This is a genomic window from Streptomyces sp. NPDC007863 (genome assembly GCF_040633895.1).
Classification (GTDB): domain Bacteria; phylum Actinomycetota; class Actinomycetes; order Streptomycetales; family Streptomycetaceae; genus Streptomyces.
The window spans coordinates 52,827-73,694 of record NZ_JBEYEI010000009.1 but is presented as its reverse complement, the minus strand read 5'-3'; the positions used below and the strand labels follow the sequence as shown (position 1 = coordinate 73,694).

At 74.6% G+C, this 20,868-nt stretch carries 18 protein-coding genes; 9 read left to right on the top strand and 9 right to left on the bottom strand.

Going from position 1 to position 20,868, the window contains the following annotated elements; all coding sequences use genetic code 11:
- Positions 1-6: 6 nt before the first annotated feature.
- Positions 7-1,758: a malto-oligosyltrehalose trehalohydrolase gene (gene treZ, locus ABZ621_RS16165; protein ID WP_360604816.1), complete on the bottom strand. Its 1,752-nt coding sequence runs from the start codon at positions 1,756-1,758 to the stop codon at positions 7-9.
- Positions 1,759-1,821: 63 nt separating this feature from the next.
- Complete coding sequence (locus tag ABZ621_RS16160; protein WP_360604814.1) at positions 1,822-2,790, bottom strand: GNAT family N-acetyltransferase; 969 nt, start codon at positions 2,788-2,790, stop codon at positions 1,822-1,824.
- A 152-nt stretch (positions 2,791-2,942) separates the two neighbouring features.
- On the opposite strand from ABZ621_RS16160, the gene ABZ621_RS16155 reads away from it, so the two are divergent.
- The 3 genes from ABZ621_RS16155 to ABZ621_RS16145 all read left to right on the top strand — a co-directional run bounded on the left by ABZ621_RS16155 (position 2,943) and on the right by ABZ621_RS16145 (position 5,325).
- Complete coding sequence (locus tag ABZ621_RS16155; protein WP_360604812.1) at positions 2,943-3,497, top strand: DUF1707 and FHA domain-containing protein; 555 nt, start codon at positions 2,943-2,945, stop codon at positions 3,495-3,497.
- Positions 3,498-3,669: 172 nt separating this feature from the next.
- Positions 3,670-4,743 (top strand): cytochrome P450, encoded by a 1,074-nt coding sequence (locus tag ABZ621_RS16150; RefSeq protein ID WP_360604810.1) that lies wholly within the window; start codon positions 3,670-3,672, stop codon positions 4,741-4,743.
- 87 nt (positions 4,744-4,830) lie between these two features.
- Complete coding sequence (locus tag ABZ621_RS16145) at positions 4,831-5,325, top strand: hypothetical protein (protein ID WP_360604808.1); 495 nt, start codon at positions 4,831-4,833, stop codon at positions 5,323-5,325.
- A 72-nt stretch (positions 5,326-5,397) separates the two neighbouring features.
- Here ABZ621_RS16145 and treY read toward each other — a convergent pair whose 3' ends face one another.
- Positions 5,398-7,854 carry a malto-oligosyltrehalose synthase gene (gene treY, locus ABZ621_RS16140; protein ID WP_360604806.1) on the bottom strand — a complete coding sequence of 819 codons (2,457 nt, stop codon included), beginning with the start codon at positions 7,852-7,854 and terminating at the stop codon, positions 5,398-5,400.
- A 90-nt stretch (positions 7,855-7,944) separates the two neighbouring features.
- Here treY and ABZ621_RS16135 point away from each other — a divergent pair, with 90 nt between their 5' ends.
- Positions 7,945-9,195 (top strand): MFS transporter, encoded by a 1,251-nt coding sequence (locus ABZ621_RS16135; RefSeq protein WP_360605117.1) that lies wholly within the window; start codon positions 7,945-7,947, stop codon positions 9,193-9,195.
- Here ABZ621_RS16135 and glgX read toward each other — a convergent pair.
- Positions 9,149-11,269 carry a glycogen debranching protein GlgX gene (glgX, locus tag ABZ621_RS16130; RefSeq protein WP_360604804.1) on the bottom strand — a complete coding sequence of 707 codons (2,121 nt, stop codon included), beginning with the start codon at positions 11,267-11,269 and terminating at the stop codon, positions 9,149-9,151. The genes ABZ621_RS16135 and glgX overlap by 47 nt on opposite strands.
- 137 nt (positions 11,270-11,406) lie before the next feature.
- Between glgX and ABZ621_RS16125 the strand changes: the two genes are divergently transcribed.
- The 4 genes from ABZ621_RS16125 to ABZ621_RS16110 all read left to right on the top strand — a co-directional run bounded on the left by ABZ621_RS16125 (position 11,407) and on the right by ABZ621_RS16110 (position 15,884).
- Positions 11,407-12,264 carry a Tat pathway signal sequence domain protein gene (locus ABZ621_RS16125; RefSeq protein ID WP_360604802.1) on the top strand — a complete coding sequence of 286 codons (858 nt, stop codon included), beginning with the start codon at positions 11,407-11,409 and terminating at the stop codon, positions 12,262-12,264.
- A gap of 67 nt (positions 12,265-12,331) precedes the next feature.
- Positions 12,332-13,654 carry a copper amine oxidase gene (locus ABZ621_RS16120; protein WP_360604800.1) on the top strand — a complete coding sequence of 441 codons (1,323 nt, stop codon included), beginning with the start codon at positions 12,332-12,334 and terminating at the stop codon, positions 13,652-13,654.
- 108 nt (positions 13,655-13,762) lie between these two features.
- Entirely contained in the window at positions 13,763-15,049 is a 1,287-nt protein-coding gene (locus ABZ621_RS16115; protein WP_360604798.1) for an SAV2148 family HEPN domain-containing protein, read from the top strand.
- Positions 15,050-15,158: 109 nt separating this feature from the next.
- Positions 15,159-15,884: a 3'-5' exonuclease gene (locus ABZ621_RS16110; RefSeq protein ID WP_360604796.1), complete on the top strand. Its 726-nt coding sequence runs from the start codon at positions 15,159-15,161 to the stop codon at positions 15,882-15,884.
- 25 nt (positions 15,885-15,909) lie between these two features.
- Here the strand turns inward: ABZ621_RS16110 and ABZ621_RS16105 are convergent, their stop codons facing one another.
- Positions 15,910-16,740, bottom strand: a complete 831-nt coding sequence (locus tag ABZ621_RS16105; protein ID WP_360604794.1) for an alpha/beta hydrolase — start codon at positions 16,738-16,740, stop codon at positions 15,910-15,912.
- A gap of 92 nt (positions 16,741-16,832) precedes the next feature.
- Positions 16,833-17,690, bottom strand: a complete 858-nt coding sequence (locus ABZ621_RS16100; protein ID WP_360604792.1) for an aminoglycoside phosphotransferase family protein — start codon at positions 17,688-17,690, stop codon at positions 16,833-16,835.
- 196 nt (positions 17,691-17,886) lie between these two features.
- On the opposite strand from ABZ621_RS16100, the gene ABZ621_RS16095 reads away from it, so the two are divergent.
- A complete protein-coding gene (locus ABZ621_RS16095) occupies positions 17,887-18,441 on the top strand; it encodes a DUF1697 domain-containing protein (RefSeq protein ID WP_360604790.1) in 555 nt (184 codons plus the stop codon).
- Here ABZ621_RS16095 and ABZ621_RS16090 read toward each other — a convergent pair.
- From ABZ621_RS16090 to ABZ621_RS16080, 3 genes are read right to left on the bottom strand one after another with little or no spacing between them, the layout of a single operon-like run.
- On the bottom strand, positions 18,438-19,187 hold the full coding sequence (locus ABZ621_RS16090; RefSeq protein WP_360604788.1) for a sirohydrochlorin chelatase: 750 nt from the start codon (positions 19,185-19,187) through the stop codon (positions 18,438-18,440). The genes ABZ621_RS16095 and ABZ621_RS16090 overlap by 4 nt on opposite strands.
- A gap of 4 nt (positions 19,188-19,191) precedes the next feature.
- On the bottom strand, positions 19,192-20,079 hold the full coding sequence (locus ABZ621_RS16085; RefSeq protein ID WP_360604786.1) for an ABC transporter permease subunit: 888 nt from the start codon (positions 20,077-20,079) through the stop codon (positions 19,192-19,194).
- Positions 20,066-20,863, bottom strand: a complete 798-nt coding sequence (locus ABZ621_RS16080) for an ABC transporter ATP-binding protein (RefSeq protein WP_360604784.1) — start codon at positions 20,861-20,863, stop codon at positions 20,066-20,068. The genes ABZ621_RS16085 and ABZ621_RS16080 overlap by 14 nt, the downstream gene beginning before the upstream one ends.
- Positions 20,864-20,868 lie beyond the last annotated feature (5 nt).

Genomic DNA, 20,868 nt, shown 5'->3' with positions numbered 1-20,868 from the left:
GGGCGTTCAGCCGTCCGTCAGGACGACCGCCGACTCGCCGCCGAGGCGCAGCAGCCCGTCCCTGGCGGGCGCCTCGACCGGCTCCCAGGCCGCCAGGACCCGGTCGCGGCCGTTGGAACCCAGCGGGATCTCGGCCCGCTCCTTGCCCAGGTTCACCGCCACCCGCACGTCACCGCGCCGGAAGACCAGCCAGCGGCCCTCCTCGTCGAAGGCGACCTTCACCCCGCCCAGGTCCGGGTCGGTGAGGTCGGGCAGGGTGCGGCGCAGGGCGATCAGCTCGCGGTGCCAGGCGAGGAGCCGCCGGTGCGGGTCGCGCTCCCGCTCCGTACGGTCCAGGACCGAGCGGTTCCGGGTCGCCGGGTCCTGCGGGTCGGGCACCTCGCCCTCGTCCCAGCCGTGCGCCGCGAACTCCCGCCGCCTGCCCCGCCGTACGGCCTCCGCGAGCTCCGGGTCGGTGTGGTCGGTGAAGTACTGCCAGGGCGTGCGGGCGCCCCACTCCTCGCCCATGAAGAGCATCGGCACCGAGGGGCCGGTGAGGACGAGCGTCGCCGCGCAGGCGAGCAGCCCGGGGGAGAGGGAGGCCGAAAGGCGGTCCCCGAGCGCCCTGTTGCCGATCTGGTCGTGGGTCTGGGCGTAGCCGAGGAAGCGGTGGGCGGGGGTGCGCTCCCGGTCGACCGGCCGCCCGTGGTGCCGGCCCCGGAAGGACGAGTACGTGCCGTCGTGGAAGAAGACCCGGGTCAGGGTCTTGGCGAGCGCGGCCATCGGGGCGCGCGCGAAGTCCGCGTAGTAGCCCTGGGACTCGCCGGTCAGCGCGCAGTGCAGGGCGTGGTGGAAGTCGTCGTTCCACTGCGCGTGCAGGCCGAGTCCGCCGAGCGTGCGCGGCGTGGTGGTGCGCGGGTCGGCCAGGTCGGACTCGGCGATCAGGAAGTGCTGCCGGCCCTGCTCCTTCGCCAACGCGTCGACCGCCGACGACAGTTCCTCCAGGAAGGTGAGGGCCCGGTCGTCGGCGAGCGCGTGCACCGCGTCGAGCCGCAGCCCGTCGATCCGGTAGTCCCGCAGCCAGGCGAGCGCGCTGCCCAGGAAGTACGCCCGCACCTCGTCCGAACCGGCCGCGTCCAGGTTCACCGCCGCGCCCCACGGGGTGTGGTGGCTGTCGGTGAAGTACGGCCCGAAGGGCGGGAGACGGTTGCCGGAGGGGCCCAGGTGGTTGTGGACCACGTCGAGGACCACGCCCATGCCGAGGCCGTGCGCGGTGTCCGTGAAGCGCTTCAGCGCCGCCGGGCCGCCGTACGGCTCGTGGACCGCCCACGGCGCCACGCCGTCGTACCCCCAGCCGTGCGTCCCGGGGAACGGGCAGAGCGGCATCAGCTCCACATGGGTGACGCCGAGCCCGGCGAGCTCCCCGAGCCGGGCCGCCGCCGCGTCGAGGGTGCCCTCGGGGGTGAAGGTGCCGACGTGGAGCTCGTAGAGGACCGCGCCGCGCAGCCGCAGCCGGGGCGGCTCGTGCCGCCAGGCGTGGGCCGCGTGGTCGACGACGGCGCTGAGCCCGTCCGGCCCGTCCGGCAGCCTGCGGCCGCGCGGATCGGGCAGGACGGGCCCGTCGTCGAGCCGGAAGCCGTACCGGTCGCCGTCCGAGGCGGGCACGGTGCCGGTCCACCAGCCGTCCCGCAGGGCGTCCCGTTCCAGGGGGTGCCCGGTGCCGTTCAGCTCCAGGATCACCCGGTCGCGGGCGTGCGGCGCCCACACCTCGAAGAGCACGGTGGTTCTCCTCGCAGACGTCGGTACGGTCGGCGGTCGGCTACGTCGGTCCCATCCTGGCAGTCAGGACCGCGACGCGCCCGGCGCGTCCCACACGTAGTCGACCTGGCGCTGGAAGTTCACGTACCCGGCGCGGGCGAAGGCCGCCGCCATCGGGACGTTCCCCAGGTCGGTCGCGGCCCGGACGCGCGGCACGTCCTGCGCGGCGAGGATCCGGGTGCCCTCGGCGAGGATCTCGTCGATGTAGCCCTTGCCGCGGTGGGCGGGGAGCACGCCGATGTACGCGATGATCGGGTTGTAGTTGTTGCGGGCGGGGACGACGAAGCCGACCGGCTCGCCGGTGCCGGGCAGTTCGGCCACCTGCCACCACGCGCGCGGCGTGGTGTAGTGCGGGAACTCCTCGTCGTAGTGGCGCTCGGCGGCCTCCCGCAGCGACAGCCCCTCGGCCAGGTCGGCCTGGCCGTGCGCGTCGAGCGTGCCCGCCATCACCGGCGTCATCAGCGCGAGCAGGTCCTCGCGGTCGCGGACCGGACGGAACACCAGGCGGCCGGTCGGCTCGGCTATCGGGGTCCCCGGCAGCCACTCCAGGCGCAGCCGCTCGACCAGCGGCCGGGCGCCCGTCTCCGCGAGCAGCGAGAGCAGCAGCTCGACGCGGTCGCGGGTCTCCGGCACCTCGCGCCAGTCCGGCGGCAGGTAGCGGTTGAACTCCGGCGGCACGGTGCCGGCGGGGACGACGGCGGGCAGCGCGGCGGCCAGGAGCCGCCGGCCCACCTCCTCGGCCTCCCCGGCCGGGAGCTCGGGGGCGAGGTCGAAGAAGTCGAGGGCGAGCGGCTCGCCCCCGTCCTTGTTGGTCCACCAGGCGATCCGGCCCAGCAGGCGGCCGTCGCGGAGGGCCACCCACATCCAGTCGGGGCGGCGGCGGCCGGAGCCGAGGTCGTCGGCGAGTTCGTGGTCGAGCGTGTAGCTGAGGCCGAGGAAGAGGTCCAGCTCCTCCGGCCCGGTGAGCGGGCGGACGACGAGGTCGTCGGTCATACGGTGGTTCCCCCAGGGATACGTGTGGTCGAAGCCCGCAGACCGTAACAGTGATCTTGAGGAAGGGCCTCGGCTTTTCCGCGCGGAAGCGGTTACGTGCCTGGTACGGAGGCTTCTGGACAGCCCGGCCCGGACACCCGGACAATCACCGTGTGACGACCCCGACCCCGTACGAGCCCCCGGCGCACTCCCCCCGGCTGACCGACGCCGAGCGGGACCGTGCGCTGGGCCTGCTCCGGGAGGGCGCCGCACAGGGCCGGCTCTCGCACGACACCTTCCTCTTCCGGATGGAGCGGGCGCTCCAGGCCCGCCGCCCCGACGAACTCGACGTGCTCACCGCGGACCTGCGCAGCGAGGGCACCTGGACCCGGCGGGTGGTCGGCGCGGTCGAGCGGATGTCGGCGTTCACCGCGCGCATCGGCCGGGCCTGGCACTCCGAGCGGCTCCCGAAGCTGCTGCTTCCGCAGCCGGGGCCGTACCCGCTGCGCATCGGCCGGGACCCGGTGAACGGCCTGCGGCTCAGCCACGAGACCGCCTCCCGGCTGCACGCCGAACTCTCCCTCCAGGCCGGCCTCTGGGTCCTGCGCGACCTGGGCTCCACCAACGGCACGACGGTCAACGGCCGCCGCGTCGTCGGCGCGGTCGTGGTGCGGGCCGGGGACGTGGTCGGCTTCGGCGAGATGACCTTCCGGCTGTCGGTCGACTGAACCCGTCGTGGCCCTTCCGGCCGCCGGGCGGCCGCGGGCGGCCGAGATCCCGGTCCGGTCCTGGTCAGGGCCGTGCCGCATCACCCGTTCGGCGGTATGCGACGGGCGGCGCGCCCCCGCCGGTGATGGGCTGGGGGGACCCACCGCCGAACGACCCACCCCTGGGGGCACGATGCGCGACGACCGGACCCCCGAACCCTCCCGCGCCCCCCGCGTCGTGGGGCTCCGGCGGCTGACGGCCATGGCCCCCGACGGACGGGCCGGGGCCGCCGCGCCCGGCCGGGTGCGGAGCGTCGCCGACCCGACGGCCGGGGCACCGGTGCCGCCCGGCGGGCGGACCGTCGCGCCCAGCCCGCTGGACCCCGGCGCGGCGACCGATCCGTACCCCGTGTACCGGCGGCTGCGGGAGGAGTTCCCCCTCACCTACGACCCGCTGCTGCGGGCCTGGGTGCTGAGCCGGTACGCGGACGTCGCCACCGCGCTCACCGACGCCCGCTTCACCCACGGGCACCGGCCCGGCGACCCGGCCTGCTCGCGCGCCCACGTCGACGTGGACCTCGCGGAACTGCGGTCCGTCGCGGAGCGCACCGCGTACGTGCTCGCCCGGCGGATCGCCGACCGGCCCCGGGCCGACCTGGTCGCCGACTTCTGCCACTGGCTGCCCGCCGGGACCGTCGCCGCCGCCGTCGGCGTCCCGTACCGGGACATGATGCGGCTGGTCAGGGGCCGGGCCGCGACCGCGCTCGCCGGCGAGTGCGGCGGGCAGATCGCCGTACGGGAGAAGGCGCTGGCCTCCTTCCTCGGCAACGTCCTCACCGACCCCGACCTGGCCGCCGCCCTGCGGGACGCCCCGCCGGCCCTGGTGGCCCGGGCGTGGACCGAGTCGCTGCGCCGCGACCCGCCGGTGCAGATCGCCGTGCGGCGCACCCGCGAGGACGTCCCGGTGAGTGGCGGGATCCTGCCGGCCGGCTCGTCCGTGGCGCTGCTCGTCGGCGCGGCCGGGCGGGACCCGGAGCGGTTCCGCGCCCCGGACCGCTTCGACCCGCTCCGCGACGACCCCGGCCAGCTCACGTACGGCTCCGGCTTCTGCCCGGCGGTGATCCTGGCCGGTCTGGAGGCCGAGTACGGGCTGCGCGCGCTCTTCGAGGCGATGCCCCGGCTGCGCCTCGCGGACGGCTTCCGCCCGGTGCAGGCCGGTCTGATCACGCGTGCCCCGCGCAGTCTCGTCGTCCTGCCGAACGGCTGAAACGAGACCCCCGTCCCGCTGCTAGGGTGACGTGCGCTCGTCAAGCGAGCCCTTCTGATGAATCACGTCCAACGGGGAATGAAACACGTGAAGCTTCGTCATGCCCGCGCGATCGCCGTCTTCGGCATCGCCGTCTTCGCCCTCACCGGTGCCCGCGGCTCCCACGGCGGCGGCTGCGACAACAGCAGCTCCGGTTCGAGCTCCAGCTCCGGTTCCAGCTCGGGTGGGAGCGGCAGCGACAGTGACAGCGGCAGCAGCTCCGGCGGCGTCTCGGTGCCCGGCGGCGGCAGCGGCGCCGACAAGGCGGCCCGCGACGTCACCATCGACAAGTGCGCCTACGACGCCGCCACGAAGAAGCTGACCGCCAAGATCACGGTCAAGAACGACGGTTCGCTCGACTACGACTACAGCGTCACCATGAAGTTCACCGGCAGCGGCGCCGTCCCGGCCACCGCCGTCGAGACCGGCATCGCGGTCACCGCCGGCTCCTCCGCGAGCGCCGAGCTGACCACCCCGTACCCGGGCACCGGCGACGGCTCCGAGTACACCAAGTGCGAGGTCACCCGCGCCAGCCGCATCTGACGGCAGCCGCGGGGCGCGAACCGGCGGGACACGGGCAACACGACGCCCGTGTCCCGCCGTTCGCGTCGGCGCTCACTCCGTGATCCGCGCGAGGAGGGCGACCGGGCGGTCGGCGAAGAGCTCCGCCAGCTTGAGCTCGCTCTCCGGGCCGCCGGTGAACTCCCGTACGCCGTCCAGGACATCGGCCCAGCGGCCCTTCGGCAGCACCAGCTCGGTGTCCCGCCAGCCGCCCGCCTCCGCGAGCCGCAGCGACAGCCGGGTCACCGCGGTCACCACCCGGCCCGCGCGGGCGAAGGCGAGACAGTGCGCGGCCGCCGGGCCCTCCGCGGCGAGCGGGGCGTAGCCGCCGCCGGGGCCGAAGGCCGCCGGGCGCTCGCGGCGCAGCCCGAGCGCGGCCCGCACCAGCGCCGTCCGGCCGTCGTCGGGCCCCGGCTCGTACGGCGCGCGGTTGTCGGGGTCGACGAGCGCCCGGTACTCCCGCTCGGTGGCCTGGTACAGCTCCGGCACGCCCGGCATCGTCAGCTGGACCAGGGCCGCGCCGTCCGCGTGCGCCCGGATGTGCGGCTCCAGGGCGAACGCCGCCTCGGACGCCGCCCGCAGCGGCACCCGGCCGGGGCCCGCGGCCGTGAACTCGGCCACCGCCCGCTCGTACGCGGGGTCCTGCTCGGTCCACGAGGTCCGCAGCCCCTCCTCCCGTACGGCCTTGAGGACGGCCGGGCCGATCCGCTCCGGGTCCGGCGTGCCGAAGCCGAACGCGGTCTGCCACGCCGTCCAGGCCAGGTGCGGATCCGGCACCGGGACCCCGGCGACCTCGGCCAGCAGCCCCGCCCACACGTCCGGGCACTGGGCGAGGACCGCGATCGCCGCCCGCACGTCCGCGCTGCGCTTGGTGTCATGGGTGGTGAGGACCGTGCCGGTCGCCGGCCAGTCGCGGGCGAGCCGGGCGCAGGCCGCGTGGAACTCCTCGACGCCGACGGCCGGCCGGCCCGGATCGCCGCCGACCTCGTTCGCCGAGAGCAGCGGGGCGTACCGGTAGAAGGCGGTGTCCTCCGTGGACTTGGCCCGCAGCGCCGAGGAGGTCTGCGCGAACCGCGCCCGGAATCCGGCGTGTCCGGGGGAGTCGCCGGCCGTGCCGAGGAGCAGCTCCCGTACGGCGTCCACGGCGGCGGCCTCCTCGGGGACGGCGAAGGCGGCCCGCGCGCCCCGGACCACCGCGGGGGTGAGGAGGCGCCCGGCGTCGTCGGTGCCGTAGGGCCGGTAGACCGGCACGCGGACGAGGAGTTCCTCGATCGCCGTCCGCAGCGCCCACGGCGCGTGGTCCCGGTGCGCGGTTCCGGCCGCGCAGAGCCGTACCGCCTCCCGGGTCAGCCGGCTCGTCTCGGCCGCCAGGTCGTGCCGCACCACCTCGTACGCGGCGCGCCGGGCGGTCGCCTCCCACTCCCCGCCCCGGTCCCCGGCCCGCCCGGTGAACTCCCGGTACACGCGCGTGAGTTCCTCCGCGCCCACGGCGTCGGTGAGGACGCCGTCGACCAGGCGCAGGGCGTCGTAGCCGGTGGTGCCGGCCACCGGCCAGGCGGCCGGCAGGGTCTCGTCCCCGGTGAGGATCTTCTCGACGACGATCCAGCACCGCCCGCCGGTCTCCGCCGACAGGCGCTCCAAGTAGCCCTGGGGGTCGGCGAGTCCGTCCGGGTGGTCGATCCGCAGCCCCTCGATCACCCCGTCGGCGACGAGCCGCAGGACCGTCGCGTGGGTCTCCCGGAAGACCTCCGGGTCCTCCACCCGCACCCCGATCAGGTCCGAGACGGTGAAGAAGCGCCGGTAGTCCAGCTCGGTGCGGGCCAGCCGCCACCAGCCGAGCCGGTAGTGCTGGCGGTCGAGGAGCTCGTCGAGCGGCAGTTCCTCGGTGCCGGGCCGCAGCGGGAACTCCTGCCCGTCCAGGCGGAGCACGCCGTCCTCGACCCGCAGCCGGTCCCGCACCTCCGGGAGCCGCGCGGGCAGCACCGGCAGCAGGATCCTGCCGTCCCCGGCGGACCGGTCGACGTCGAACCAGCGGGCGTACGGTGAGTCCGGGCCGTGCCGCAGCACCTCCCGCAGCGCGTGGTTGTGGCGCGGCGAGGCCGCCATGTGGTTGGGCACCAGGTCCACGACCAGGCCGAGGCCGTGCGCGCGGGCGGTCGCGGCGAGCGCCCGCAGCCCCGCCTCGCCGCCCAGCTCCGCCCGGACCGCCCGGTGGTCGGTGACGTCGTACCCGTGGGCGGAGCCGGGCACCGCCTCCAGGACGGGGGAGAGGTGCAGATGGGAGACGCCGAGCCCGGCGAGGTGCGGCACCACCCGCTCGGCGGCGGCGAACGGGAACGCGGGCTGGAGCTGGAGCCGGTAGGTGGCACGGGGGACGACGGGCGGCCCGGACGCGGCGGCACCGGACGGCGCGCGGTCGGACGGCCGCTGGTGGGACGGCCGGTGGTCGGACGGCGCGCGGTCGGACGGCGGGTGGTCGGACGGCGGGTGGGCGGGCGGGTTGGGCGTCATGCGAACGTACGTACCCCGTACGGAAGCTTCCGTGTCATCACCCGATGCACCCGTTCGGGGGTATCAGGTTACTTTCGGCCGATGCTCCGGATGTACCGCGACACCCTCTCCCTGCTCGGCCCCGCCCTCCCGGTCCTCTCCTTCCTCGGCCGGCTGCCCACCGCGATGTGCCAGCTCGGCAGCGTGCTGCTGGTCGCGGAGACCAGCGGCTCGCTCGCCACGGCGGGGCTCGCGGGCGGCGCGCTGGCCGCCGGGCAGACCGTCGCGGGCCCGCTGCTCGGCCGGCTCGCGGACCGGCGCGGCCAGCGCGGTCCCGTCCTCGCCGCCTCCCTCGCCAACGCCGTCGCGGTCGCGGCCCTCGTCCTCGCCGCCGTCGCCGACGCCCCCACCGGGCTGCTCGTGCCGCTGGCGCTGCTCGCCGGCGCGACCGTCCCGCAGATCGGGCCGCTCGCCCGGACCCGCTCGGTGGCGCTCACCCGCCGGGCCGGCGCCGACGACCGGACCGTCGGCGCGGTCCTCTCCTTCGAGGGCACCCTCGACGAGGTCTCCTTCGTCCTCGGCCCCGCGCTCGTCGGCCTCGCCGCCGCCCTCGCCCACCCCGGCGCCGCGCTGCTCGGCGCGTCCCTGCTCCTCGCCCTCTGCGGCACCGGCTTCGCCCTCCACCCGACCGCCTCCGCCGCCGCGACGCCGCCGGACGGCACCGCCACCCGCACGGGCGCCGCCGAACGGACGCGGCTGCCCGGCTCCGCGTACGCCCTCCGGGTGACGATGGTCCTCCAGGGCGCCATGTTCGGCGCCTCCCAGGCCGGGATCACCGCCCTCACCGCCGGTCTCGGCGCCCCCGCCCAGGCCGGGCTCGTCTACGCGGCGATGGGGGTGATGAGCGCCGCCGTCGGCCTGTCGCTCGCCGCGCTGCCCGCCCGGATCGGGCTGACCCTGCGCTGGCGGACCGCGACCGCCGGGCTCGTCCTGCTCTCCCTGCCGCTGCTCGCGGTCGACTCCCTCACCGGCCTGTACGTGGTGGTGACCGTGCTCGGCGCCGCCTACGCCCCGCACCTCATCACGGTCTTCGCGCTGACCGAGCGGTCCGTCCCGGCCGGCCGGCTCGCCGAGTCCATGGCCTTCCTCACCAGCGGGATCGTCGGCGGCCAGGCCCTCGCCCTGGCGCTCTCCGGGCGGCTCGCCGAACAGCACGGCGCCCCCGCCGCCTTCGCCGTGGCGGTGGGGGCGGCCGTGGCCTGCGCGGCGCTCTCCTGGACCGTGCGGACGGGGAGGGCGCCGCGCGGGGCGGCGGTCACGCCGGGCGGCGCAGCACCGTCAGGCTCAGCGGCGCGAGGGTGACGCGCTCGCCCGCCACGATCTCCGGCCCCTCCCGGGGCGGCAGCCCGTCCGGCTCCGAGGTGTCCACCACCGTCCGCCAGCACCGGCCGTGGCTGTCCGGCACCGCGAACTCCAGCTCCCGCGAAGAGGCGTTGAACATCAGCAGGAAGGAGTCGTCGGCGATCCGCTCGCCCTGCGTGCCCGGTTCGGAGATGGCGTTGCCGTTGAGGAAGACGGTCAGCGCCCGGGCGTGCGCCGCCTGCCAGTCCCGGGCCGTCATCTCCTCGCCCTCCGGGGTGAACCAGGCGATGTCGGTGAGCTCGTCGTGCGTGCCCTCCACCGGCCGGCCGTGGAAGAAGCGGCGGCGCCGGAAGACCGGGTGCTCGCGGCGGAGCCGCACCATCGCCCGCGTGAAGCGCAGCAGGGTCGCCTCGGCCTCGCTGTTCTCCTTCGGCCAGCGCACCCAGGACACCTCGCCGTCCTGGCAGTAGGCGTTGTTGTTGCCGCCCTGGGTGCGGCCGAACTCGTCGCCGTGGCTGAGCATCGGCACGCCCTGCGACAGCATCAGCGTGGCGAGGAAGTTGCGCATCTGGCGGGCCCGCAGCTCGTTGATCCCGACGTCGTCGGTCTCGCCCTCCTGCCCACAGTTCCAGGACCGGTTGTGGCTCTCGCCGTCCCGGTTCCCCTCGCCGTTGGCCTCGTTGTGCTTCGCGTCGTACGAGACCAGGTCGCGCAGCGTGAAACCGTCGTGGCAGGTCACGAAGTTGACCGAGGCCAGCGGGCGCCGGCCGTCGTCCTGGTACAGGTCGGAGGAGCCGGTGAGCCGGGAGGCGAACTCCGCCAGCGTGCGCGGCTCGCCCCGCCACAGGTCCCGGACGCAGTCCCGGTACTTGCCGTTCCACTCGGTCCACAGCGGCGGGAAGTTCCCGACCTGGTAGCCGCCCTCGCCGACGTCCCACGGCTCGGCGATCAGCTTCACCTGGCTGACCACCGGGTCCTGCTGGACCAGGTCGAAGAAGGACGACAGCCGGTCCACCTCGTGGAACTGCCGGGCCAGGGTGGCCGCCAGGTCGAAGCGGAAGCCGTCCACGTGCATCTCGGTCACCCAGTACCGCAGACTGTCCATGATCATCTGGAGGACGTGCGGGGACCGCATGAGCAGCGAGTTCCCGGTGCCGGTGGTGTCCGTGTAGTACCGGGGGTCGTCGCCCAGGCGGTAGTACGAGGGGTTGTCCAGGCCGCGGAAGGAGAGCGTCGGGCCCAGGTGGTTGCCCTCCGCCGTGTGGTTGTAGACGACGTCCAGGATGACCTCGATGCCCGCCTGGTGCAGCGCCCGCACCGCCGACTTGAACTCCAGGACCTGCTGGCCCCGGTCGCCCCAGGAGGCGTAGGCGTTGTGCGGGGCGAAGAAGCCGATCGTGTTGTAGCCCCAGTAGTTCGAGAGCCCCGCGTCGACCAGCCGGTGGTCGTTCACGAACTGGTGCACCGGCATCAGCTCCAGCGCCGTGACGCCCAGTTCCTTCAGATGGCCGATGACCGAGGGGTGCGCGAGCCCCGCGTAGGTGCCGCGCAGCTCCTCCGGAAGGTCCGGGTGCAGCTTGGTCAGGCCCTTCACATGGGCCTCGTAGATCACCGTGTGGTGGTACTCGGTGCGCGGCCGGCGGTCGTCGCCCCAGTCGAAGTACGGGTTCACCACCACCGAGGTCATCGTCCGGCCCGCCGAGTCCAGGTCGTTGCGCGCGTCCGGGCGCCCGAAGGGGTACCCGTACACCGCCTCGCCCCAGTCGACCGCGCCCGACATCGCCCGCGCGTACGGGTCGAGGAGGAGCTTCGCCGGGTTGCACCGGAGGCCGCGCTCCGGCGCGTACGGCCCGTGCACCCGGAAGCCGTACCGCTGCCCCGGCATCACGCCGGGCAGATAGGCGTGGCGGACGAAGGCGTCCGTCTCGCGCAGTTCGACGGACGTCTCCGTGCCGTCGTCGTCGATGAGACACAGCTCCACGCGGTGCGCCGCCTCCGAGAAGACCGCGAAGTTGGTGCCCGCTCCGTCATAGGTGGCGCCCAGGGGGTACGCCTGTCCCGGCCAGACCTGCATGGATACGAATCTTCCTCTTCTGTCCGGGTTCATGCGTGCTCTTCGGCCAGATCCTGCCCGAAAGACGCGCAACCTCGCGGGAACCCGCCCCGTCCTACCGGGTGACCGCAGACCAAGCGGGGGATAGAGGGGGAAATGTGTACGAAATAGTGCGCCGCCACCTGGGGAAGGTGGTGGCCGGAGCGGCCATGGCGGTGACGGGCACCGCCGTCGCGGTCGCGATCAGCCTGCCGGGCACGGCCGGGGCGGAGGACACGCCCGCCGGCCGCGCGGCCGGCTCCGGGAGCGCGGCGGCGGACGGCGCCCCGGGCGCGGAGGGGACGGACGGCGCCGGGGGCGCGGAGGGAACGGGCGGCCGGGGGGCCGCCGCGCTCGCCCCCGCCACCGTCGCCCCGCCCGCCGCCGAGGGGGCGCGGGGCACCGGCACCGATCCGCTCACCGACGACGAACTGGCCCGGGCCCGGGAGCTCGCGCTCGGCCCCGCCGACTCCGCCGCCCGGCAGGACGTCGACGGCGACCGGGGCCGCCCGCAGCACCTCGGCACCGAACTCGCCGACCCGGAGCCCGGCCGGGAGACCGACCGCCGCGCCCGGGTCCGCTTCTACGACTACGCCCGCGACGAGCTCGTCACCCGGACCGTCGACCTGGCCACGGGCAAGGTCGAGACCACCGCGGCCCGGCGCGGGGTGCAGCCCTCGGCCCACCCCGAGGAACTGCGCGCCGCCCTCGAACTGATCCTCGCGAGCCCCCTCGGCAAGGGCGTCAAGGAGGACTACCGGGACGCCACCGGCACCGAACTCACCAGCGCCGACCAGCTCTGGTTCAACGGCGACGTCTACCGCACCTACCGCGAGAAGAACGTCCCCGAGGCGCTCTCCCGCTGCGGCGAGCACCGCTGCGTCCGGCTCGTCACCAAGGTCCGCAACGGCGCCTGGATCGACACCCGGAACCTGATCGTCGACCTCTCCGCGAAGAACGTCGTCCGCGTCGGCTGACCACCGCCGCCCGCCGCTTTGCCACCCGCCCCGCCCGCCGGGGCCGTACGCAAGGAGTACCGACCGCATGACCCGCCCGCACCACCGGCGAGCCAGGGGGATCCTCGCCGCCCTCGCGGCCACCGCGTTCCTCGGCACCGCCACCGCCGCCGCGGCACCCGCGCCGACGCCCACCCCGCCGCCGACACCCGGACCCCGGCCCACCCCCGACAGGCCCCCGGCCTCCGCCGTCTGCTCGCCCGCCCACCGCATCACCACGAAGCTCGACGGCGGAGCCTCCTGGGAGATGTGCTGGCGCTACAGCACCGACGCCGGCCTGATCCTCGACCGGGTCACCTACCAGCCGCCCGGCGGCGCCCCGGTCCGCGTCCTCACCACCGCCCGCCTCGCCCAGATCCACGTGCCGTACGACGACGGCGGCGCCGAGTACGACGACCTCACCGGCGCCGGCTTCGGCTGGGGCCTGCAGGACCTCAAGCCCGCCGAATGCCCCGGCGGCACCCTCTCCTCCGTCAAGGTCCCCGAGGTCGGCACCGTCAAGGGCCTGTGCACCACCACCCGCGCCCGCGGCCACGCCTACCGCATGGCCAGCGACTCCGGCGCCGGCGTCTACCAGGCCCAGGCCAAGGACCTCCTGGTCTACACCGTCAACAAGGTCGGCTGGTACGAGTACATCTCCGAGTGGCGCTTCTCCTCCGACGGCACCATAGGCGCCAACGTCGGCGCCACCGGCAGCCTCTCGCCCGTCGACTACAACGCCACCGACGGCCGGGGCTGGCCCATCGGCAAGGGCGCCCGCGGCTACGCCACCAGCCACGCCCACAACGTCTTCTGGAAGCTCGACTTCGGCCTCGACGGCGGCCGGGACCGCGTCGAGCAGTACGACTCCACCGTCACCCCGCCCGCCGGCGAGGGCAGCCCCACCGTCCACACCAAGCGCACCACCGTGACCAAGGAACTCGCGGGCGACGCGAAGAACATGCGCTGGTGGCGGGTGGTCAGCGGCACCGGCAAGAACGCCGACGGCCACGCCCGCAGCTACGAGATCGTCCCCGGCCACACCGACACCCACGCCGGCCGCGGCTTCACCCGGCACGACGTCTACTTCACCCAGTCCCGCGCCTGCGAGCAGTACGCCAGCAACAACATCGGCAACTGCCCGGCCGGCGCCGGCGACAGCGTGGACAAGTGGGTGAACGGGGAGACGCTGACCCGTCCGACCGTCTGGGTCAACATCGGGTTCCACCACGTCGCCCGGGACGAGGACCAGCAGCCCATGCCCGTCCACTGGCAGGGCTTCCAGCTCGCACCCCGGGACGTAACCGCTATGAATCCCCTCACTCCGTCCGATCTCGCCTCCCAGAACGGACAGCCGGACACCCGGAGTTGAGCAAGCCGCCGACCGATCCTGCTGCACCGCCTCCCGCTCGCGGAGTACCCTTCCTTGATCTTGTCGGAAGAATCGGGACGGGCGTCCAGAGCAGAAGGCGGTGCGCGGGTGAGCTCGGGAGGCCTTGAGCTGCCCCCAGGTGACGCGGGTCACGAGGGGGGACCGGCCGACCCCGGGGAGGAACCGCCCACGGTGATCCTCCCCACGGGCCAGGCCGCACCCCCCGGCGCGGTCGCGGTGGCCCGCCCCGTGGAGATCGGCGCCGAGCTCGACTGGGGCGCCGAGGCCTGGGGCGAGGTCCGCACCCGCGCCCAGCGCGCGGGCCGCGCCTACATCTGGCTCAATCTCGTCGAACAGCGGATGCGGGCCGTCGTCGCCGCCGTCCTCCGGCCCGTCTACGAGCCCGTCCACGGCGACGAGTGGGTCGTCGCCGCGGCCGGCCCGGCAGGCCAGGAATGGGTCCGCCGGGCCGTCGCCGTCCGCGAGGTCTCCCGCCGCAAGGGCTACCTCCTCGACCCGGCCGACGACAACGTCCTCTCCTTCCTCACCCTGCCCCAGCTCCGCGAGCTGATGGTCCAGCACTGGCCCTGCTTCGAGCCCTACTTCGACGACCGGCGCGAGGTCGAACTCGCCCTCGACGAACTGGAGGTGACCCGCAACGTCGTCTCCCGCAACCGGGCCCTCTCGCCCACCGTCCTCGCCCAGGCCGAACGGGCCTCCGCCCGCATCCTGGAGATCCTCGGCAGCGGCGCCGGCGTCCCCTCCGCCGACCGGCTCCCCGTCGACGCCGTCGAGGACCTCGTCGGCGACCGGTACGCCGACGTCGTCTCCGTCCACCCCGACCGCGTCCGGCTCCAGCGCCAGCTGCCCGCCGAGGACCTCTTCGGCGGCGCCCGCCGCCTCGACGCCACCGGCATAGGCCTGAACCTGCTCGTGCAGAACTTCTCCGGCCGCCGCATGGTCCGCCTCGCCGAGTCCGGCTGCCGGATACGGCTCCTCTTCCTCAACCCCGCCAGCAGCGCCGTCAAGCGCCGCGAGCGGGAGCTCGGCATCCGCAAGGGCGAGCTGAGCCGCTCCGTCGAGATGAACATCCTGCACATGCGCCGGGTCCGCTCCAAGCTCCGCGACCCCGACGCCTTCCAGATCCACGTCTTCGACGAGACCCCCCGCTTCACCGCCTACCTCGTCGACGGCGACGGCCCCGACGGCGTCGGCGTCGTCCAGTCCTACCTGCGCAGGGCCCGCGGCATGGAGGCCCCCGTCCTCGTCCTGCGCGGCGGCGGCCGCACCGTCGTCCGCCACGACACCCCCGGACGTGACGCGGACCACGGACTCTTCGAGACCTACCGGGAGGAGTTCGAGTCCGTCTGGCTGGACTCCCGGCCCGTTTCCTGAGAGCGCCCCGTTCCCGGGAGAGCCCCGGTGCCCCGCCCCCTCGGCCGCGTTGTCAGAGGCGCGTGCGAGGGTGTGAGCACCACGGGGGAGATCACGTAAGGAGGACCCGATGGCCTGGCATGGGGAAGCACTGGTCGGCTTCGACCTGGAGACGACGGGAACGGACCCGCTCGAATCCCGCATCGTCACCGCGTCGATCGTCGAGGTCCGCCGCGGCGCGGTGGCCGCGCAGCGGGACTGGCTCGCCGACCCCGGCGTCCGCATCCCCGAACAGGCCTCGGCCATCCACGGCATCAGCAGCGAGCGCGCCGCCGCCGAGGGCCGCCCGGTCCGCGAGGTCGCCGACGAGGTCGCCGACACCCTGACCCGGTACTGGACCCAGGGCGTCCCGGTCGTCGCGTACAACGCCTCCTTCGACCTCACCCTGCTCTCCGCCGAGCTGCGCCGGCACGGACTGCCCTCGCTCGCCGAGCGGATGGGCGGCACCGGCATCGGCCCCGTCCTCGACCCGTACACCATCGACCGGGCCGTCGACCGCTACCGGCGCGGCAAGCGGACCCTGGAAGCGGTCTGCGGCGAGTACGGCGTGGAGCTCACCAGCGCCCACCAGGCGTCCGCCGACGCCCTCGCCGCCGTCCGGGTCGCCCTCGCGATAGCCGAGCGGCACCCGCAGGTCGCCGCCCTCGACCCGGCCGAACTGCACGACCGGCAGATCGGCTGGTACCGCGCCTGGGCCGAGAACTTCCAGGACTTCCTGCGGCGCAAGGGCGAGCAGGACGCGGTCGTCGACCCGGTCTGGCCCCTGCGCGGCGAGCCGGTGGCCGTGACCCCCTGACGGGGGCCCGTCGGCCTCGCTCGGGTCAGGCGTTCTCCTTCAGGAACGACAGCAGCAGATCGTTCACGGCCTGCGGCCGGTCCAACGGGAACCAGTGGCCCGCGTCCTCGACCCGCTCGTACCGCCAGGTGTGGCCGACCGCGTCGGCCGTCCGCTCCATCGAGCGCTCGGTGAGGAAGCGGTCCCCGGTCGACCACACGCCCATGACCGGCACGCCGGCCGGCAGCGGCGGCACCGGAAGGTCCGGGGCGAACTGCGCCTCCGCCGGGAAGCCCGAGCGGTAGATGTTCAGGGCCGCCGTGAGCGCCCCCGGCGCCCGCAGCGTCTCGATGACCGGCTCCGCGTCCGGGTGCTCGGCCAGCATCTCCCGCATCTGGGCGTAGTCGTCCCGCGAGAGCCAGTCCTCCGCCAGCCCGGCCAGCTGGAACAGCAGCATGTACCAGGAGCGCTGCTTCTGCTCCCAGCCCGCGCCCCGGACCGCCGTGATGTGCCCCACCGACAGCAGGCCCAGGCTCCGCACCCGGTCGGGGACCGTCGAGGCGAGCCCCTGCGCGACGCCGGACCCCCAGTCGTGGCCGACCAGGTGGAAGCGGTCCACCTCCAGGTGCGCGAGCAGCTCCAGCATGTCGCCGACGTGCTTCGCCGGGTGGTACGCCTCCGGGCCGCCCTCCGGACGGTCCGAACCGCCGAAGCCGCGCAGCGTGGGGGCGACCGTCCGGTAGCCCGCGGCGTTCAGCGCCGCCACCTGATGGCGCCACAGGCGGTGGCTGTCGGGGAAGCCGTGCAGGAGCAGGACCACCGGCCCCTCGCCGCTCACCTCGACGTCGAGACTCACTTCGGACAGCTGCACGCGCATCACAACACCCCGTTCCCGTCGGCCGGTTCACCAGAGATCATGATGGCAGCCCCGGCGGAACGCGTACCAGTCGGTAGGGCGACGGGAACCGGTCAGAACGGATACCAGCGGACCTCGGGATCGCCCTCCCGCAGCGACGCCACCCGCCGCTCGAACTCGGCCAGCGCCTTCGGGTTGTGCGGCGCGTGCTGGGCCACCCAGGCGCAGCTCGCGGTCTCGCGCGCCCCGCGCAGGACCGCGCACCCCTCCCACTCCCGCACGTCCCAGCCGTACGCCTCGGTGAAGGCGTCGTAGGCGGCCGGGTCCAGGCCGTACCGGTCCCGGGAGAGCGCGAGCACCACCAGGTCGTGCTCGCGCAGATCGGAGGAGAAGGTCTCCAGGTCCATCAGGACCGGCCCGTCGGGACCCACCTGCACGTTGCGCGGCAGGGCGTCGCCGTGGATCGGGCCGGGGGCGAGACGCGGGGTGAGCGCGGCCGCCGCCGGGGCGAAGGAGTCCCGCCGCTCCCGCAGGAAGGCCGCGTCCGCCGGGTCGATCGCCTCCCCGGCCAGCCGCAGCCACCGCTCCACCCCGCCCAGCAGCTCCCGCCGGGGCAGCACGAGGCCCGTCGGCTCGGGCAGCGCGTGCACCGCCCGCAACAGCGGCGCCAGGTCGCGCGGCTCGGCCGGGCGGACGGCCTCCGGCAGCGGGTGCCAGAAGGTCAGCGGATGCCCCTCGACGAGGCGCGGCTCCTTCTCCGCCGCCCGCACCGCCGGCACCCCGGCCTCCGCGAGCCAGCCGGCCAGCGCGACCTCGCGCTCCGCCCGCTCGAACAGCTCGGCGGACCGGCCCACCTTCACGACCAGGCCGTCCACCGCGAAGACCGCGTTCTCGCCCAGCGCGAGGAGCCGTGCCCCGCCGGCCGCGAGCCCCGCCGCCGCCAGGATCTCCCGCGCCCTCGCCTCGTCCATCACTCTCTCCCTACCCGGTGGTACGTCTTAGCCCGAAGTCTCCCACCCCTGGCCGCACCGCCCGTCATTACGAAACCTTGTTTGATAAGTCACAACTCCGTGACGACCCTTCCCCTCCCGCCCGCCCATCGGGAAGGGTTCGAACCGGCCACCGCGCCGCCCCCCACGAGGCGCGGTGGCCCCTAAGGTGGGGCACATGACCACGACGTACGCGCTCCTCCTCCGCGGCATCAACGTGAGCGGTCACCGCAAGCTGCCCATGGCCGAGCTGCGCGAACTCCTCGAAGGCCTCGGCCACCGCGACGTCCGCACCTACCTCCAGAGCGGCAACGCCGTCTTCACCACCGACGGGCCCGCCTCCGAGGAGACCCTCGCCACCGCAGTCGAACAGGCCATCGAGCGGCGCTTCGGCTTCACCTGCGACTGCCTGGTCCGCGACGGCGCCTATCTGACCGCCGTCGCCGAGGCCTGCCCCTTCCCGGCGGCCGGCCTGGAGGGCAAGCAGCTGCACGCCGTCTACTACTCCGCCCCGGTCACCCCCGACCGCTTCGCCGCCGTCGACGCCGAAGCCTTCGCCCCGGAGTCCTTCGCCCTCGGCGACCGCGTGATGTACCTCTACACGCCGGACGGCCTCGGCCGCTCCAAGCTCGCCGAGGCCGTGATGCGCCCGTCGCTCACCAAGGGCCTGGTCGCCACCGCCCGCAACTGGAACACCGTCCGGAAACTGGTGGAGATGACCGCGGCCGGCTAGCCGGCCGCGACCGCCAGGCGCTCCGGGGCGCGCAGGGCCTCCTCGTAGCGGTCGACGAGGAGGGCGGCGAGTTCGGGGGAGGGGCCGAGGACGTCGGCCAGGACGTCGGCCTCCGCCGCGCCGGCGGCGATGCGGTCGGGGAGCCGGCCGGGGGCGATCACGTACGGGGCCACCGCCACGCGGCGGACGCCCCGTTCGGCGCGCAGGGCGCGGACCGCGTCCCCGGTCCGGGGAAGGGATGCGGAGGCGAACGCGGGTCGCACGGAGCACCAACCGGTGCGCCGCAGCTCCCGCGCCGTTTCTGCGATCGCCGCGATCGCCTCCGGGTCTGTGGAGCCCGCCGAGGCCAGGACGACCCCGGTGGTGCTCTTGTCGGCGGGCGTGAGCCCGGCCTCGTACAGGCGCCGTTCCACCGTCGCGAGGAGCAGCGGGGACGGGCCCAGGACCTCCGCCTGGCGGATCCGCAGGGAAGCGGGGGCCTGGCGCAGGACGGCGGGGATGTCGGCCTTCGCGTGGAAGGCCCGGGTCAGCAGCAGCGGCAGCGCCACCACGTCCCTCACCCCCTCGGCGGCGAGCCGGTCCAGGACGCCCGCCACCGACGGCAGGTTGAAGTCCAGGAACGCGGTCTCCACCCGCGCCCCCGGCCGCAGCGCGCCGGCCCGGCGCACCAGCGCCTGGACGGTCGCCGCGTGCCGCGGGTCGCGGCTGCCGTGGGCGATGACGAGGAGGGACGGGGACGTACGCATGGGATCAGGCCTTCACGAGCAGGCCGCGGCGGCGCAGCACCGCGCGCTCCAGCGGGCTGAAGAAGAGCAGGTCGATCGCGATGCCGACGAGCAGGATGAGGAAGATCGCGAGGAAGATCCCCGGCATGTCGAAGTTGTTGCGGCCGTTCTCCAGGAGCTGGCCGAGGCCGAGGCCCAGGTCGGGGGAGGAGGCGATGATCTCGGCGGCCATCAGCGAACGCCAGGAGAACGCCCAGCCCTGCTTGAGGCCCGCGAGGTAGCCGGGCAGCGCGGCCGGCATCACGATGTGCCAGGCGCCCTTGAGCCCGGTCGCGCCGAGCGTCCGCCCGGCCCGCAGGAAGAGCGGCGGCACCTGGTCGACGCCGGCCACCAGGCCGTTGGCGATGGACGGGACGGCGCCCAGCAGGATCACCGCGTACATCATCGAGTCGTTGAGGCCGAGCCAGAGGACGGCCGGCGCCACCCAGGCCACCGACGGCAGCGACTGGAGGCCGGCCAGGATCGGGCCGATCGCGGTGCGGATCACGCCCACCCGGGCGACGAGCAGCCCCAGCGGGGTGCCGATCGCCAGGGCGAGCAGGAAGCCGAGGAGGGCGCGGGAGACGCTGGTCCACAGCACCTCCAGGAGGGTGCCCTCCAGCCACATCGTCTCCAGGCTGGCCCAGACGGCGCCGGGCGAGGGCAGCTTGCCCGCGTCGGTGACCTCCAGGGTGACGAGCAGCTGCCACAGCGCGAGGACGAGCACGACCGCCAGGACCGGCGGCAGTACCTTCTTCAGGAGCACCTCGCGCACCGGGGTGCGGCGGATCTGCACGCTGTCCAGCGCGTCGAGTCCGGCCTCCAGGCCCGCGAGGTCGTCGCCCTTGCGGACGGGTGTCTCAGTGCTGGCCATGGCGGCGGATCTCCCCACGCAGTTCTTCGGTGATCTCGACGGACAGTTCCGCCACGGCGGCGTCCTCGATGCGGCGCGGCTGCGGGATGTCGATGGTCCACTCCCGGGCGATCCGGCCGGGCCGGGAGGAGAGGAGGACGACGCGCTCGGCCAGCCGCACGGCCTCGCGCACGTTGTGGGTGACGAAGAGGACGGAGAGGTTCGTCTCCCGCCAGATCCGGGTGAGCTCGTCGTGGAGCACGTCCCGGGTGATGGCGTCGAGCGCGGCGAACGGCTCGTCCATCAGGAGCAGGTCGCTGGCCTGCGCGAGGGCGCGGGCCAGCGCCACGCGCTGCCGCATGCCGCCGGACAGTTCGTGGACCCGCTTGCCGTACGCGCCGCCGAGCCGGACCAGTTCGAGCAGCCGCTCGGCCTCCGGGCGGCGCTCCGCCTTCGGCAGCCCGCGCAGCTTCAGGGCCAGCTCGACGTTCTTCCCGGCGGTCAGCCACGGGAAGAGGGCGTGCTCCTGGAACATCAGGGCCGGCCGGCCGCCGGGGGTCTCGATGGACCCCGCGGACGGCCGGTCGAGCCCGGCGACCAGGTTGAGCAGGGTGGACTTTCCGCAGCCCGAGGCTCCCAGAAGGGTGACGAACTCGCCGGGGGCGACATCGAGGGAGATGTCGTCCAGGACGAGCTGGCCGCCGGCGGGGCCGCCGAAGGACTTGGAGACGTGCGCGAGGCGCGCGGCGTGACCGGTGGTGGTCGCGCGGTCCTCGGCCTTGGCGAGCGTCGTGGGCGTGGCCATGGTCG

Bases quoted from the DNA above. Each gene is read 5' to 3' on its own strand.
- ABZ621_RS16100 (WP_360604792.1), bottom strand. From the start codon at position 17,690: ATGGACGAGGCGAGGGCGCGGGAGATCCTGGCGGCGGCGGGGCTCGCG.
- ABZ621_RS16095 (WP_360604790.1), top strand. From the start codon at position 17,887: ATGACCACGACGTACGCGCTCCTCCTCCGCGGCATCAACGTGAGCGGT.
- ABZ621_RS16160 (WP_360604814.1), bottom strand. From the start codon at position 2,790: ATGACCGACGACCTCGTCGTCCGCCCGCTCACCGGGCCGGAGGAGCTG.
- ABZ621_RS16120 (WP_360604800.1), top strand. From the start codon at position 12,332: ATGACCCGCCCGCACCACCGGCGAGCCAGGGGGATCCTCGCCGCCCTC.
- ABZ621_RS16150 (WP_360604810.1), top strand. From the start codon at position 3,670: ATGCGCGACGACCGGACCCCCGAACCCTCCCGCGCCCCCCGCGTCGTG.
- ABZ621_RS16110 (WP_360604796.1), top strand. From the start codon at position 15,159: ATGGCCTGGCATGGGGAAGCACTGGTCGGCTTCGACCTGGAGACGACG.
- glgX (WP_360604804.1), bottom strand. From the start codon at position 11,269: ATGCAGGTCTGGCCGGGACAGGCGTACCCCCTGGGCGCCACCTATGAC.
- ABZ621_RS16135 (WP_360605117.1), top strand. From the start codon at position 7,945: ATGTACCGCGACACCCTCTCCCTGCTCGGCCCCGCCCTCCCGGTCCTC.
- ABZ621_RS16090 (WP_360604788.1), bottom strand. From the start codon at position 19,187: ATGCGTACGTCCCCGTCCCTCCTCGTCATCGCCCACGGCAGCCGCGAC.
- ABZ621_RS16105 (WP_360604794.1), bottom strand. From the start codon at position 16,740: ATGCGCGTGCAGCTGTCCGAAGTGAGTCTCGACGTCGAGGTGAGCGGC.
- ABZ621_RS16085 (WP_360604786.1), bottom strand. From the start codon at position 20,079: ATGGCCAGCACTGAGACACCCGTCCGCAAGGGCGACGACCTCGCGGGC.
- ABZ621_RS16080 (WP_360604784.1), bottom strand. From the start codon at position 20,863: ATGGCCACGCCCACGACGCTCGCCAAGGCCGAGGACCGCGCGACCACC.
- treY (WP_360604806.1), bottom strand. From the start codon at position 7,854: ATGACGCCCAACCCGCCCGCCCACCCGCCGTCCGACCACCCGCCGTCC.